The 13,484-nt window shown below is 66.2% G+C and carries 10 protein-coding genes; 5 read left to right on the top strand and 5 right to left on the bottom strand.

Annotated features, from left to right (window positions below):
* The first annotated feature begins 181 nt into the window (after positions 1–181).
* The 5 genes from AB3X96_RS16680 (at position 182) to AB3X96_RS16660 (ending at position 7,097) form a co-directional block, all read left to right on the top strand.
* On the top strand, positions 182–3,400 hold the full coding sequence (locus AB3X96_RS16680) for a ribonuclease E/G (protein WP_368590553.1): 3,219 nt from the start codon (positions 182–184) through the stop codon (positions 3,398–3,400).
* Positions 3,401–3,593: 193 nt separating this feature from the next.
* Positions 3,594–4,703 carry a GTP 3',8-cyclase MoaA gene (gene moaA, locus AB3X96_RS16675; RefSeq protein ID WP_368590552.1) on the top strand — a complete coding sequence of 370 codons (1,110 nt, stop codon included), beginning with the start codon at positions 3,594–3,596 and terminating at the stop codon, positions 4,701–4,703.
* 11 nt (positions 4,704–4,714) lie between these two features.
* Entirely contained in the window at positions 4,715–5,341 is a 627-nt protein-coding gene (mobA, locus tag AB3X96_RS16670) for a molybdenum cofactor guanylyltransferase MobA (protein ID WP_368590551.1), read from the top strand.
* Positions 5,342–5,402: 61 nt separating this feature from the next.
* Positions 5,403–6,719: a gephyrin-like molybdotransferase Glp gene (gene glp, locus AB3X96_RS16665; RefSeq protein ID WP_368590550.1), complete on the top strand. Its 1,317-nt coding sequence runs from the start codon at positions 5,403–5,405 to the stop codon at positions 6,717–6,719.
* Between the two features lie 102 nt (positions 6,720–6,821).
* Positions 6,822–7,097: a hypothetical protein gene (locus AB3X96_RS16660; RefSeq protein WP_368590549.1), complete on the top strand. Its 276-nt coding sequence runs from the start codon at positions 6,822–6,824 to the stop codon at positions 7,095–7,097.
* A 56-nt stretch (positions 7,098–7,153) separates the two neighbouring features.
* Here AB3X96_RS16660 and AB3X96_RS16655 read toward each other — a convergent pair whose 3' ends face one another.
* The 5 genes from AB3X96_RS16655 to pncB form a co-directional block, all read right to left on the bottom strand.
* Complete coding sequence (locus tag AB3X96_RS16655) at positions 7,154–8,602, bottom strand: DNA recombination protein RmuC (RefSeq protein ID WP_368590548.1); 1,449 nt, start codon at positions 8,600–8,602, stop codon at positions 7,154–7,156.
* On the bottom strand, positions 8,599–9,588 hold the full coding sequence (locus tag AB3X96_RS16650; protein ID WP_368590547.1) for a 2-hydroxyacid dehydrogenase: 990 nt from the start codon (positions 9,586–9,588) through the stop codon (positions 8,599–8,601). The genes AB3X96_RS16655 and AB3X96_RS16650 overlap by 4 nt, the downstream gene beginning before the upstream one ends.
* 48 nt (positions 9,589–9,636) lie before the next feature.
* Positions 9,637–11,025 (bottom strand): sodium:proton antiporter, encoded by a 1,389-nt coding sequence (locus tag AB3X96_RS16645; protein WP_368590627.1) that lies wholly within the window; start codon positions 11,023–11,025, stop codon positions 9,637–9,639.
* Between the two features lie 139 nt (positions 11,026–11,164).
* Positions 11,165–11,827 (bottom strand): lactate utilization protein C, encoded by a 663-nt coding sequence (locus AB3X96_RS16640; RefSeq protein ID WP_368590546.1) that lies wholly within the window; start codon positions 11,825–11,827, stop codon positions 11,165–11,167.
* 188 nt (positions 11,828–12,015) lie between these two features.
* Positions 12,016–13,212, bottom strand: a complete 1,197-nt coding sequence (gene pncB, locus AB3X96_RS16635; protein WP_368590545.1) for a nicotinate phosphoribosyltransferase — start codon at positions 13,210–13,212, stop codon at positions 12,016–12,018.
* Positions 13,213–13,484 lie beyond the last annotated feature (272 nt).

Here is a 13,484-nt window from a genome sequence, read left to right as displayed (position 1 = left end):
GTGCCCTGCGGCACCGTGCCCATCTTTCCATCGGGCCGGGCCCTGTCAGGCAATTCTCCCGCCATCTTTCCCGCTCCAGCGTGCTTGTGAAAACACAATAAGACGCGGCACGCCTGCCCTTTACGCTCTCGCGACTGACAATCGCGCAGCTGGGCCGGCGAGGCCGCTCTGGAGCCGTTCAATGAAACGAATGTTGTTCAACGCGACGCAGCAGGAAGAACTGCGCGTCGCCATCGTCGATGGGCAAAAACTCATCGACATTGACATCGAAACCGCCGGGCGCGAACAGCGCAAAGGCAATATTTACAAGGGCATCATCACGCGCATCGAGCCGTCGCTCGAGGCCTGCTTCGTCAACTACGGCGAAGACCGCCACGGCTTCCTGCCGTTCAAGGAAGTCGCCCGGCAGTACTTCCGCGATGGCGTCGACATGCGTTCTGCACGCATCCAGGACGCGCTGAAGGAAGGTCAGGAACTGATCGTCCAGGTCGAAAAAGAAGAACGCGGCAACAAGGGCGCGGCCCTGACCACGTTCATCTCGCTCGCCGGCCGCTATCTGGTCCTGATGCCGAATAACCCGCGTGGCGGCGGCGTGTCGCGCCGGATTGAAGGCGACGACCGTCAGGAACTGCGCGAAACCATGGCGCAGCTGCAACTGCCGGAAGGCATGAGCATCATCGCGCGCACGGCCGGCATCGGCCGCAGCGCCGAAGAGCTGCAATGGGACCTGAACTACCTGATGCAGCTATGGCGCGCGATCGAAGCCGCGTCGCAAAGCGGCACGGCCGGCCAGCCGATGCTGATCTATCTCGAATCGAGCCTCGTGATCCGCGCGATTCGCGACTACTTCCAGCCCGATATCGGCGAAATCCTGATCGACACGACCGAAATCCATGACCAGGCACGCGCCTTCATGGACATCGTGATGCCGGATAATGTCAGCAAGGTGAAGCGGTATCACGACGACGTGCCGCTGTTCTCGCGTTTCCAGATCGAGCACCAGATCGAAACCGCGTACTCGCGCACCGTGCCGCTGCCGTCGGGCGGCGCGATCGTGATCGACCACACTGAAGCGCTCGTCGCGATCGACGTGAACTCGGCGCGCGCCACCAAGGGCGCCGACATCGAGGAAACGGCCGCGCGCACGAACCTCGAAGCCGCCGACGAAGTCGCCCGCCAGCTGCGTCTGCGCGACCTGGGCGGGCTGATCGTGATCGACTTCATCGACATGGAATCGGCCAAGAGCCAGCGCGAAGTCGAGCAGCGTCTTAAAGACGCGCTGAAGCACGACCGCGCCCGCGTCCAGATGGGCAAGATTTCGCGCTTCGGCCTGATGGAGTTGTCGCGCCAGCGTCTGCGTCCGGCGCTGTCGGAAGGCAGTCACGTCACGTGTCCGCGTTGTAACGGCACGGGTCACATCCGCGATACCGAATCGTCCGCGCTGCAAGTGCTGCGGATCATTCAGGAAGAAGCGATGAAGGAAAACACCGCGGCGATCCACTGCCAGGTGCCGGTCGAAGTGACCGCCTTCCTGTTGAACGAGAAGCGCGCCGAAATCAACAAGATCGAGTCGCGTTTCAAGGTCAACGTCGTGCTGATCCCCAACAAGCACCTCGATACGCCGCACTACAAGCTCGAGCGTCTGCGTCACGACGACGCGCGCCTCGACGATCCGCGCGCATCGTGGAAGATGGCCGAAGAAGCGGCCCGCGAGCTCGAATCGGAAACCGGCTACAGCAAGCGCACCGAGGAAGTGAAGCCGAAGCAGGAAGCGGCGGTCAAGGGCATCACGCCCGAGAAGCCGGCTCCGAGCGCGCCGGTCCGCCCGGCGGCTACCCCCGCTCCGGTCGCGGTGACGCCGGCCAGCGGCGGCTTCATCGGCTGGCTGAAGAATCTGTTCGGCATGCAGCCGGCCGCTCCGGCACCTGCCGCACCGGCCACGACCGACAAGCAGGCCCGTCCGCAACGCGGCGAACGCGCCGAGCGCGGTGAGCGCAACGGCGAGCGCGGCGGCGATCGCAACCGCAATCGCCGTGGCGGCGCAGGCGGCCGCGACGCGGCAGCGCGTGGCGAAGGCGTCACCGGCGGCCGTCAGGCGCAAGCTCAGCAGCCGTCGCAGCGTCGCGAGGAACGCGAAGGCCGCGAGGCACGCGAGGGCCGTGAGCCGCGCGCGCCGCGTGAGCAACGCGAACCGCGTGAGGCTCGTGAAGGCCGCGAACCGCGTGAGGCTCGCGAGCCGCGTGAAGCTCGCGAACGCGACACCCGCGGCGCCGAGCGCGCGGAAGCAGTCGAAGGCACGGCACGCGCCGAACGTCAGGAACGCGGTGAGCGCCGCGAGCGTGGCGAACGCGCTGAACGCGTCGAGCGTGGCGAGCGTCGCAAGCCGCAGGCGGAAGCCGCCGCGGCGCTGACGCAAACCGACACGCAAGCCGCCGACGAACTCGCCCGCAACCGCGCCGCAGCCGGTGAAAACGGCGTGCCGGTCGATCAGGAAGCGGTCGCACGGGACGGTGAAGAGCGTCGTCGTCGCCGTCGCGGCCGTCGTGGTGGTCGTCGCGAGCGTGAAGAGGACGTGAATGGCAACCTCGCGGCGGACGTCGCGGAAGCGGAAGGTGACAACGTTGCCGCCAGCGACGAAGCGCCGGTGCGTATCGAGCAGCCTGTCGAGCACACGCGTGCGGCCAGCGAAGCGAAGGACGTGACCCCGGTCGAAGTGGTGGTCGCCGCTGTCGCAACGCAAAGCGCCGTCGTGACCGAACTGCATGCGGCAGCCGAAACGCCGGCTCTCGCCGCGGAAAATGCCGCGAAGACCGAAAAGGTCGTGCCAGTCGAGCAAGCTCCGGTGGCGGCGCAACCGGCTATCGAAACGCCGGCGCAAGCAGAGCAAGCCGCGCCGGCTGCGAGCGAACCGGTCGCGCCGGTTGCTCCGGTCGAACCTGCCGCGCATGCCGAATCGCCGGCAGTCGAGCCGGCGCTGGAAGTGCAGCCGACCGTCCCGACCGAACCGCAAGCCGCCCCGGCTGCGCTCGACACCGCGGCTCCGGCCACGATCGTCGAGGCACCGGCAGCCGTGCCGGCACCGCAGGCCGAGATCGTCGAGCCGCAACCGGTCGTCGCACCGGAACCCGCCGTGTCCGAACCGGCGCCTGTCGCCGTGGCCGCGCAGCCGGCTCCCGTGCGCAGCGCAGCGCCCGCCGCCGCATCGGCCGATGCATTGCAGCCGATCCTCGAGCAAGCTGGCCTGATCTGGGTGAACACCGACGCCGACAAACTGCGTGCCGCGCAAGAAGCGGCGGCGCAGACGGTCAAGCCGCCGCGTGTGGTCCGTGAGCGCAAGGCGCTGCCGCCGGTCGACAACACGCCGATGCAACAGGTCGAAACGATCAAGCATCCGCAGTAAGCCGCGTCGTTGTACTTGAAAAAGCCCGCCCTTCCCGGCGGGCTTTTTTTTGGGCGCCGACCCATCCTGGCCGCGAGCCGCGTCACGTCGCTCCCCGTAAACCCCCACAACGCGCGCCGGCCGCCTGACACCACGGGCATTTCCGATAGAATTAATCATCCGCCGTCCGATAAAGCCTCTGACGAAGCACTTCATGTCACGACGCATCATCCCTGTTGCCGATCTCAGCGCGGCGCCGGTCATCACCGGCCCAGAGCAGACGCCTAGCGGCGCGCTGCACGATACGCTCGCGCGTCCGCTGCACGATCTGCGCATCTCGGTGACGGACCGCTGCAACTTCCGTTGCGTCTACTGCATGCCGCGCGCGGTATTCGACAAGGACTATGCGTTCCTGCCGCACAGCGCGCTGTTGAGCTTCGAGGAGATCGAGCGGCTCGCGCAGCTGTTCGTCGCGCATGGCGTCGAGAAGATTCGCCTGACGGGCGGCGAGCCGCTGCTGCGCAAGAACCTCGAATTCCTGATCGACCGGCTCGCCCGCTTGACCACCCCCGCCGGCCGTCCGCTCGATCTCACGCTGACCACCAACGGCTCGCTGCTGGCGCGCAAGGCGCGCAGCCTGAAGGACGCCGGCCTCACGCGCGTGACCGTCAGCCTCGACGCGCTCGACGACGCACTGTTTCGCCGCATGAACGACGCCGACTTCGCAGTCGCCGACGTGCTCGACGGCATCGCCGCCGCTCAGGCGGTCGGGCTCGCGCCGATCAAAGTGAACATGGTCGTCAAACGCGGTACCAACGACGGCGAAATCGTCCCGATGGCGCGTCATTTCAGAGGCACGGGCACGGTGCTGCGCTTCATCGAGTACATGGACGTCGGCACCTCGAACGGCTGGAACATGACCGAAGTGCTGCCTTCCGCCGACGTCGTCACGCGCATCGCCGAGCATTTCCCGCTCGTTCCGCTCGAAGCGCACAGCGCCGCCGAAACCGCGCAACGCTGGGGCTATGTCGACGGCGGCGGCGAGATCGGCGTCATTTCGAGCGTAACCCGCGCGTTCTGCGGCAATTGCACGCGCGCGCGTTTGTCGACCGAGGGCAAGCTGTACCTGTGCCTGTTCGCATCGAGCGGGCATGACCTGCGCGCGCTGTTGCGCGGCGGCGCGAGCGATGCCGAGATCGCCACCGCCATCGCCGAAATCTGGCAGGGCCGCAGTGACCGCTACTCGCTGCTGCGCGGCAGTCAGCCGGCCGATTCGAGCGAGCCGGCCGGGCGTCGCGTCGAAATGTCCTACATCGGCGGCTGAGCGGCCGGCGCATGTCCATCCCACGCGAACAGATCACCGGCCTCGTGCTTGCGGGCGGGCGCGGCACGCGCATGGGCGGCGTCGACAAGGGGCTGCAACCGCTGCACGGCGAAGCGCTCGCCGCTCACGTGCTCCGACGTCTCGCGCCGCAGACCGGCCCGCTGATGATCAGCGCGAACCGCCATCCCGACATCTATGCCGCGCTCGGCGCGCCGTATCGCGCGACGGTCGTCGCTGATACGCTCCCCGACTTTCCCGGCCCGCTCGCCGGCATGCTCGCCGGACTGCGTGCCGCCGGCACGGCCTACCTGCTGAGCGTGCCCTGCGATTCGCCATGGCTGCCGGCCGACCTCGCCGCGCGCCTCGCTGATGCGCTTGACGCAAACCACGCCGATATCGTGACCGTCACCACCATCGACATCCGTGGCGAGACTACGCTGCACCCGGTGTTCGCGCTGATGCGCACCGCCGTCGCGGACGACCTGGCCGCGTTTCTGGCCGCCGGGGAACGCAAGGTCCGCGCGTGGTACGCGCGCCACAAGACGGTCGAAGTCGTCTTTGCCGACGAGCGCGCGTTCTACAATGCCAACTCGTTACAAGAACTCGCCGACCTCGAACGTAATCGAGGCCCCGGCTGACATCCGCTCCGGCCGCACGGCAATAGCCGCGCCCGTCTCCGGTCGCGACGCCCAGCCATTCATGACCACGCTCAACGACTTTTCACGCTGCGTCGCGCAGTACGATCCTCATGCGCTACCCGTCCCGGCCGCTCAGGCGATCGTCCGGCAGTGGGCGACGCCCGTGGCGGCCGTCGAGCGCGTGGCATTGCGCGACGCGCTCGAGCGCGTGCTCGCCGCCGACATCGTGTCGCCGATCGACGTGCCCGCGCACGACAACTCCGCGATGGACGGCTACGCGTTCAATCACGCGGCGCTCGCGGCCGCTACGCGAGGCGGCGCGGACAGCGTCGAGCTGACGGTCGCCGGCAAGGCGCTCGCGGGCCATCCGTTCACGGGCCGCGTCGCGGCGAACCAGTGCGTGCGCGTGATGACGGGCGCCTGCATGCCCTCCGGCTGCGACACCGTCGTGCCGCAAGAGCGGGTCGAGCGCGATAGCGCGGATTCCCCTTCGATCCGCTTCGCGGCCAGCGCGCTCCCGGCGGGCGCGAACCGCCGTCGCGCCGGCGAAGATCTCGCGCGTGGCCACGTCGCGCTGCATGCCGGGCGCATCGTGCGCGCGTCGGACCTCGGTCTGCTCGCGTCGCTTGGCATCGGCGAAGTCAGCGTGCGGCGGCGTCTGCGGGTTGCGTTCTTTTCGACCGGCGACGAACTGCGCTCGCTCGGCGAACCGCTCGACGCCGGCTCGGTCTACGACAGCAACCGCTACACGCTGTTTGCGATGCTGCGGCGCCTGAACGTCGACGCGCTCGATCTCGGCGTCGTGCGTGACGAGCCGGCCGCGCTCGAAGCCGCGCTGCACAGCGCCGCGGCCAATGCCGACGTGGTGCTGACTTCGGGCGGCGTGTCGGTCGGCGAAGCGGACTTCACGAAGCAACTGCTGCAGACTTTCGGCGACGTCGCCTTCTGGAGTCTCGCGATGCGCCCCGGCCGGCCGCTCGCGTTCGGCCGCCTGTGGTCCGGTGCACAGCCGGGGCTCGGCAAACCTGCGCTATTCTTCGGCCTGCCCGGCAATCCGGTCGCCGTGATGGTGACGTTCTATCAGATCGTGCGCGAAGCGCTGCTGCTGATGGCCGGCGCGACGCCGCGGCCGTTGCCGGTGATTCACGCGACGAGCCGCGTGGCGGTGGACAAGCGCGCGGGCCGCACCGAATTCCAGCGCGGCATCGCCGAACAGGACGCGCACGGGCACTGGCACGTGAGCCCGACCGGTTCGCAAAGCTCCGGCGTGCTGAGCTCGATGAGCGAAGCGAACTGCTTCATCGTGCTCGGCCACGACGAGGGCGAAATCGACGTCGGCGATCGCGTGTCGATCATGCTGTTCGACGGTCTCATCTGACGTTCCAGGCGACGCATCGATCGCACGACATCGGCACTACATCAGCACCTGATCCGCACTCCACCCACTACCACTACTAAGACACACTGGGGTTTGACTTACATGAAAAAACAGATCTCGTTCATCGCACCAGGACAGACGGCCAAAGCGCTGATCCTCGTGTATCTGACATTCTCGGTGCCGATCGTGCTGCTCGGCGTGGTGGTCGCGTTCGTGCGCTATGGCTCGGTGGAGCTGAGCACCGTGTTCAGCGCGCTGCTGTTGAACGCGATCCTCGGCTTCGTCCTGTTGTGGATCGCGTGCCACGCCTACAACTGGGTCGCGTCGCGCTTCGGTGGTATCGAAATCCAGCTGGCCGACGCACCGGAAGAAGCGTGACGGGCGATGCACTGGAGCGGCTTGCTGAAAGAGCCTGAATTCCAGCGCCTCGCCCCTCATTGCTCATCGGGTTCCACACCCGACAGCGCATCGCCGAGCAGCCCACTCGCCTCCTCGCCCGGCAACGCTTCGACGTCGCGCAGCTTGCGGTTCATCATGCGCGTGCGCGTTTCGGCGGCCTCGATCGAACGTGTGACGGTTTCGAGCTGCGCCTTGGTCTTCGCGAGCACGTCGCCGAATTTGCCGAACTCCGTTTTCACCGCGCCGAGCACCTGCCACACCTCGCTCGAACGTTTTTCGATCGCGAGCGTGCGGAAACCCATCTGCAGACTATTGAGCAACGCGGTCAGCGTGGTCGGCCCCGCAATCGTCACGCGATAGTCGCGCTGCAGCAGATCCGTGAGCCCCGGCCGGCGCAGCACTTCCGCGTACAGGCCTTCGGTCGGCAAAAACAGCAGCGCGAAGTCGGTCGTATGCGGCGGCGCCACGTACTTCTCCGCGATGGTGCGCGCCTCCGCGCGAATCCGCACTTCAAGCGCGCGCGATGCTTCCTCGACCGCAATCGGATCGGCGCGCTCCTGCGCCTCGATCAGCCGCTCGTAGTCCTCGCGCGGGAATTTGGCGTCGATCGGCAGCCATACCGGCGTATTCGCGCCGCCCGGTTCCGGGCGCCCCGGCAGCCGAATCGCGAACTCCACGCGATCGGCGCTCTTCGGCACCGTCGCGACGTTCTTCGCGTATTGATCGGCGGTCAGCAGTTGTTCGAGCAAGGCTTCGAGCTGCACTTCGCCCCACGTGCCGCGTGTCTTCACGTTGGTCAGCACGCGCTTCAGATCGCCGACGCCCGCCGCCAGCGTCTGCATTTCGCCGAGCCCGCGATGCACCTGTTCGAGCCGGTCGGACACGAGCTTGAACGATTCGCCGAGCCGCTGTTCGAGCGTCGCGTGCAGTTTTTCGTCGACGGTGCGGCGCATCTCCTCGAGCCGCGTCGCGTTGTTCGCCTCGATGTCCCTCAGACGCTGCTCGATCGTCGCGCGCACTTCGGCGAAGCGCCGGTCGTTCGCCTCGGTCAGTTGCCCGAGCTGCAGGCTCAGCGTGTCGCCGAACTGCTTGAGCGAGCGGCCCTGCTCGTCGCGCGCCTGCTGCGCCTGCGCCTGCAGGCTGTGACGCACGGCGTCCAGTTGCTGCGCAAAGCCGTCGATCTTGCCGCCCTGCACCGTCGTCATGCTGCCGAACTGCGCGGCGAGGGTTTGCTGAAACTGCGCGAAGCCGCCGCTTTGCTCGGTGCGCGATACACGGGCGGTCTCGGCGATGTCGTTGCGCAGTTGCCGCTCGAGCCGCTCGGCGGTATGCACCTGAGCATCGACGACGGCATCGACGCGTTCGTTGAGCATCTCGAACTGCTCGTGCTGCTCCGTGCGGTCATGACCGCGCATCAGCAAGGCCAATGCGATCACGAGGGCGACCGCCAGCACCGCGACGGCCGCCACCAGAATCATCGTCATGAACGCGCCTTGCCGATCACGTCGGGGTTGATCGGATTCGGCGGCTGACCGGCGCGCGGTCCTACGCCGAGCCCGGCGATCAGATTGTCCGCGGCGAGATTCGCCATCGCGCGGCGCGTGGCTTCGGTCGCGCTCGCGATGTGCGGCGTCAGCACGACGTTCGGCACGCTGAGCAGCGCCGGATTCAGATTCGGTTCGCCCTCGAACACGTCGAGACCGGCCGCCGCGATGCGCCTGTCACGCAGCGCGTCGGCCAATGCCGCATCGTCGACGATGCCGCCGCGCGCGATGTTCGTCAGCGTCGCGCTCGGTTTCATCAGCGCGAGTTCGGCCGCGCCGATCGTGTGGTGGTTGTTTTTGGTGTACGGCAGCACCAGCACGACGTGGTCGGCGCGCCGCAGCAGATCCTCTTTCGACACGTATTCCGCGTTCAGCTCGGCCTCGATTTGCGGCGCGACGCGCGAGCGGTTGTGATAAATGACTCGCATGTTGAAGCCCTGCGCGCGCCGCGCGAGCGCCTGGCCGATGCGGCCCATGCCGATCACGCCCAGCGTCGAGCCGTACAGGTCGCTGCCGAGAAAGCCGTCGTAGCTCCACTTCTGCCAATGCCCCGCGCGCAGCCAGTGCTCCGACTCGGCGATGCGGCGCGCGGCGGCCATCATCAACGCCCAGCCGAAGTCGGCGGTCGATTCGTTCAGCACGTCTGGCGTGTTGGTGCCGAGCACGTTCGCCGCGTTGAACGCGGCCATGTCGAAGTTGTTGTAGCCGACTGCCATGTTCGACACGACGCGCAAACGCGGCGCCGCGGCGAGCACGCCCGCATCGATCATCTCGCCGGCCGTCAGCGCGCCGTCCTTGTCCGCGAGACGGCGCTTCAGCTCGTCGGCGGGCAACACGTCGCCCTCGTTCCAGTCGACGTCGAAGTATTGTTTGAGCCGGTCGATCACATCGGGAAAGATCGAACGGGCAACGAGGATTTTCTGCATTGCAAGTCTCCGTATCGCACGTCGAGGGAGTGCCTCGGCGTTGCAGAGTCAGCGTCGAAAAAAGAGCCAGCCGGTCAGCGCGAACAACGGCGGCAACATCGCGCCGGACCAGCCCATATACGCGAAAAAGCTCGGCATGCGCACGCCGCGCGATTGCGCCATCGCCTTCACCATGAAGTTCGGCGCGTTGCCAATATAGGTGTTGGCACCCATGAACACGGCACCGGCCGAAATCGCCGCGAGCGTGGTTGCTCCGGTGGTCATCAACGTCTGCGCGTCGCCGCCGGCCAGATTGAAGAACACGAGATAGGTCGGCGCGTTGTCGAGAAACGAAGATAGCAGGCCGGTCGCCCAGAAGTACATGATGTCGCGCGGCTCGCCCGACGGATCGTTGACCAGATGGACGATGCCCGCGAACGCGCCGGCTTCTCCCGCGCGCAGGATCATGATGACCGGCACGATCGTCACGAAGATGCCGGCGAACAGTTTGGCGACTTCCTCGATCGGCGCCCAGTTGAAGTCATTGCCGGCACGGGCGGCGCGCGGCGTCCACGCGAGCGACAGCAGCGTGACGACGATCAGCGCGGCGTCGCGCACGATGTTTTGCAACGCGACGTGGGTGCCCAATATGTCGAATGTGATTTGCGGGCGCCACAGTCCGCTCATCAGCACGAGTGCGATCGCCGCGGCGAGCAGCACGAAATTGATCTTGCCGTCGATGCCGAGCGGCGCGCCGTCGGGCGTCGGATCGAGGAAGGCGGAACGCGCCTCCTCGCGCTGGTGAAAGTAGTACGAGTCGAGTGCATAGAAAGCGGCGAGCAGCATGCCGCTCACGAACAGCATCGGAGCCGCGAGATGCGTGGTGGTCCAGAAAAAATTCACGCCTTCGAGAAAGCCGAGGAACAGCGGCGGATCGCCGAGCGGCGACAGCGCGCCCCCAATGTTCGCGACGAGGAAGATAAAGAACACCACCACGTGGGTCACATGGCGGCGATTGTCGTTGGCGCGCAGCAGCGGGCGGATCAGCAGCATTGCCGCGCCAGTCGTCCCCATCACGCTCGCGAGCAACGTGCCGAGCGCGAGAATCGCGGTGTTCAGGCGCGGCGTGCCGTGCAGATTGCCGCGCACGCAGATGCCGCCCGCGACGGTGTAGAGCGCGGTCAGCAGAATGATGAACGGGATGTACTCGTCGAGCATGGCATGCGCGACCGCGCCTAGCGCGGCGCCCGCGCCGAAGCTGAGCGCAAATGGCGCAATGAACGCGAGAGCCCACGCCGCCGCGATCTTGCCAAAATGGTGATGCCAGAAGGCTGGCGCGATCAGCGGAAAGATCGCGATCGACAGCAGCACACCCGCGAAGGGCAAGCCCCACAGCGCTGACAAGCGCGCACCGTCGAGCGTCGCGGCCTGCACTGACGGCGCACACAGAGCGAGCATGGAGGCAACGGCGAGCCACAGGCCCGCGCGACCAGACAGCGAACTCATGCCGATACAGGACGCGCGACGGTTTGCCAACGCACGAACGACGGATACCGCGTGTGTCGCATATGCGACAGCAAGCCGCCGCGCGACGCGTTCAAGCATCCTGCACGACGATCGCGTGCACGCGGTAAGGGCCGTGCGCGCCCAGCACGATGGTCTGCTCGATATCGCCGGTGCGCGACGGCCCCGATACGAAATTGACCGCGCGCGGCAGCTCACCGCGCTCCTTGCGAATCAGACCGAACGCCTCCTCATGACCCGCGACGATGCGCGACGCCGGCACGATCGCAATATGCGTCTCCGGCAGCAGCCCGGCCGACGCATACGTCTCGGGTCCGGACAGCAACACGAGCGTGCCGGTCTCCGCGGTCGCGCAGAAGCAGCCGGTGAGACCGACCACGTCGTTGTCCTGGGGCTTGCGAAATTCGACGGTAAGGCCGGCTTCGGCCCACGGCAAATCGCGCAGCGTTTGCCATGCGATGGCCTGCAACGGCAAGCCCTGTTGGGTCAGATAGCGATGCGCGGCGGCGGGCACATCGGCGAGGGTTTGAACGGTGTCGACGGTGGTCGCCATCTTCTGCGCTTCTTCAATGAACTGCGCGCGCAGATCGGCGGGGATGTCCGGACGCGGCCCGGCCGGATGACGCGCGAGATAATCCGCCGCCGCTTCGCGCTCGGCGGCGCTCGGCTCGGGCTCGCGCCCTTGCGCGGCGCGGATGCGCGCCAGGATGTTGCGGCGGGCAATCGATGTGTCCATGGGCGAAATCCTCGTGTCGACAGCCGTGCGATATGGCGAGGATTATACCGGTGGCCTTCCACGCAAACACCCTGGCCGAACGGCATATTGCCGGGCGTCGGGAGTGCGGCGACACTGTTCGCCACACCACCCCGAACGCGAGCAGATCATGAACAGGCGATGAACCGAACAGCTGGCTGCGAAGCGCGCTACTTGGCCGCCTCTTCTTCCGGCTGCGCGATGCCGAACACCTGGCGCAGATACGCGAGATACGCCTTGTCCTCGCACATGTTCTTGCCCGGCGAATCGGACAATTTCGCGACCGGCTGACCGTTGCAGCGGACCATCTTGATCACGATCTGCAGCGGGCTGTAGCCGAGGTCGTTGGTCAGATTGGTGCCCACCCCGAACGCGAGCTTGCAGCGGCCGCGGAAGCGCTCGTAGAGCTGCAGCACCTTCGGGATGTCGAGTGCGTCGGAGAACACGAGGACCTTGGTGCGCGGGTCGCAGCGATTCGCCTCGTAGTGCTTGAGCAGGCGCTCACCCCAGTCGAACGGATCTCCGGAATCGTGGCGAGCGCCGTCGAACAGCTTGCAGAAGTACATGTCGAAGTCGCGCAGGAACGCCTGCATGCCGTACACGTCGGAGAGCGCAATCCCGAGGTCGCCGCGATATTCCTTCGCCCACATCTCGAAGCCGAAGATCTGCGAGTCGCGCAGCCGCGGACCGAGCGCCTGGCAAGCCTGCAGGTACTCGTGCGCCATCGTGCCGAGCGGCGTCAGGCTGTGCTTCATCGCGTAGAAGACGTTGCTCGTGCCGGCGAACTGCTCGCCGAGGCCGTCCTTCAGCGTGAGGATCACCTCCTCGTGCCATTGCTTCGAGAAGCGGCGGCGCGTGCCGTAATCGGCGATCTTGCAGTCGGCGTATTCGGGACGCGCGCCGAGCAGTTGGATCTTGTCGAGCAGACGGCCGCGGCCTACGTGATAGTCGGGCGTTTGCTGCGTGTTGCGGAAATAGACTTCGTTGACGATCGCGAGCACCGGGATTTCGAAGAGGATCGTATGCAGCCACGGCCCCTTGATGTCGATGTCGATTTCGCCATTGCCCTTCGGCGACGGAGTGATCGAAATGTACTTCTCGTTCAGATGGAACAGCGCGAGGAATTCGATGAAGTCGCCCTTGATGAAGCGCATGCGGCGCAGGTAGTCGAGCTCATCGTCGGTGAAGCGCAGTTCGCAGAGCTTGCGCACTTCGTCGCGAATCTCGCCGATGTAGGGCACCAGATCGACATTCGGCGTGCGGCAGCGGAAGCGGTACTCCACGTTCGCGGCGGGGAAGTGATGCAACACCACCTGCATCATCGTGAACTTGTACAGATCGGTATCGAGCAGCGAAGTAATAATCATGATGGTACGAACTGGACCGCTGAAAAAACGAAACGGGCTCACGGCCCCGTTGCAACGGACGCGCTGAAGCGAGCGGCGCGCCAACCTGACGCATGTTACCCGAATGCGTCGGCATCCATCGTGCCACCGGCCTGCGCCGGCTGTCCGCGGCCATTTGCGGCACCTCATAAACTAATCACAAAAACATATAAGACGCACAGGCCGATGTTTCATCTGCCTGTTGACGTTAAGTTACAATAACTCTTTTGGCGTCCGCGCCTTCCCTGATTCCG

Origin of the sequence: Paraburkholderia sp. BR13439, assembly GCF_040948805.1 — a bacterium.
GTDB classification, from domain to species: Bacteria; Pseudomonadota; Gammaproteobacteria; order Burkholderiales; family Burkholderiaceae; genus Paraburkholderia; species Paraburkholderia youngii.
This window is presented reverse-complemented; position numbering and strand designations above follow the sequence as displayed.

What these genes read in the sequence shown, in the direction of transcription:
- AB3X96_RS16655 (WP_368590548.1), bottom strand. Translation starts at nt 8,602, where the DNA reads ATGACGATGATTCTGGTGGCGGCCGTCGCGGTGCTGGCGGTCGCCCTC.
- mobA (WP_368590551.1), top strand. Translation starts at nt 4,715, where the DNA reads ATGTCCATCCCACGCGAACAGATCACCGGCCTCGTGCTTGCGGGCGGG.
- AB3X96_RS16645 (WP_368590627.1), bottom strand. Translation starts at nt 11,025, where the DNA reads ATGCTCGCTCTGTGTGCGCCGTCAGTGCAGGCCGCGACGCTCGACGGT.
- glp (WP_368590550.1), top strand. Translation starts at nt 5,403, where the DNA reads ATGACCACGCTCAACGACTTTTCACGCTGCGTCGCGCAGTACGATCCT.
- AB3X96_RS16650 (WP_368590547.1), bottom strand. Translation starts at nt 9,588, where the DNA reads ATGCAGAAAATCCTCGTTGCCCGTTCGATCTTTCCCGATGTGATCGAC.
- moaA (WP_368590552.1), top strand. Translation starts at nt 3,594, where the DNA reads ATGTCACGACGCATCATCCCTGTTGCCGATCTCAGCGCGGCGCCGGTC.
- pncB (WP_368590545.1), bottom strand. Translation starts at nt 13,212, where the DNA reads ATGATTATTACTTCGCTGCTCGATACCGATCTGTACAAGTTCACGATG.
- AB3X96_RS16680 (WP_368590553.1), top strand. Translation starts at nt 182, where the DNA reads ATGAAACGAATGTTGTTCAACGCGACGCAGCAGGAAGAACTGCGCGTC.
- AB3X96_RS16660 (WP_368590549.1), top strand. Translation starts at nt 6,822, where the DNA reads ATGAAAAAACAGATCTCGTTCATCGCACCAGGACAGACGGCCAAAGCG.
- AB3X96_RS16640 (WP_368590546.1), bottom strand. Translation starts at nt 11,827, where the DNA reads ATGGACACATCGATTGCCCGCCGCAACATCCTGGCGCGCATCCGCGCC.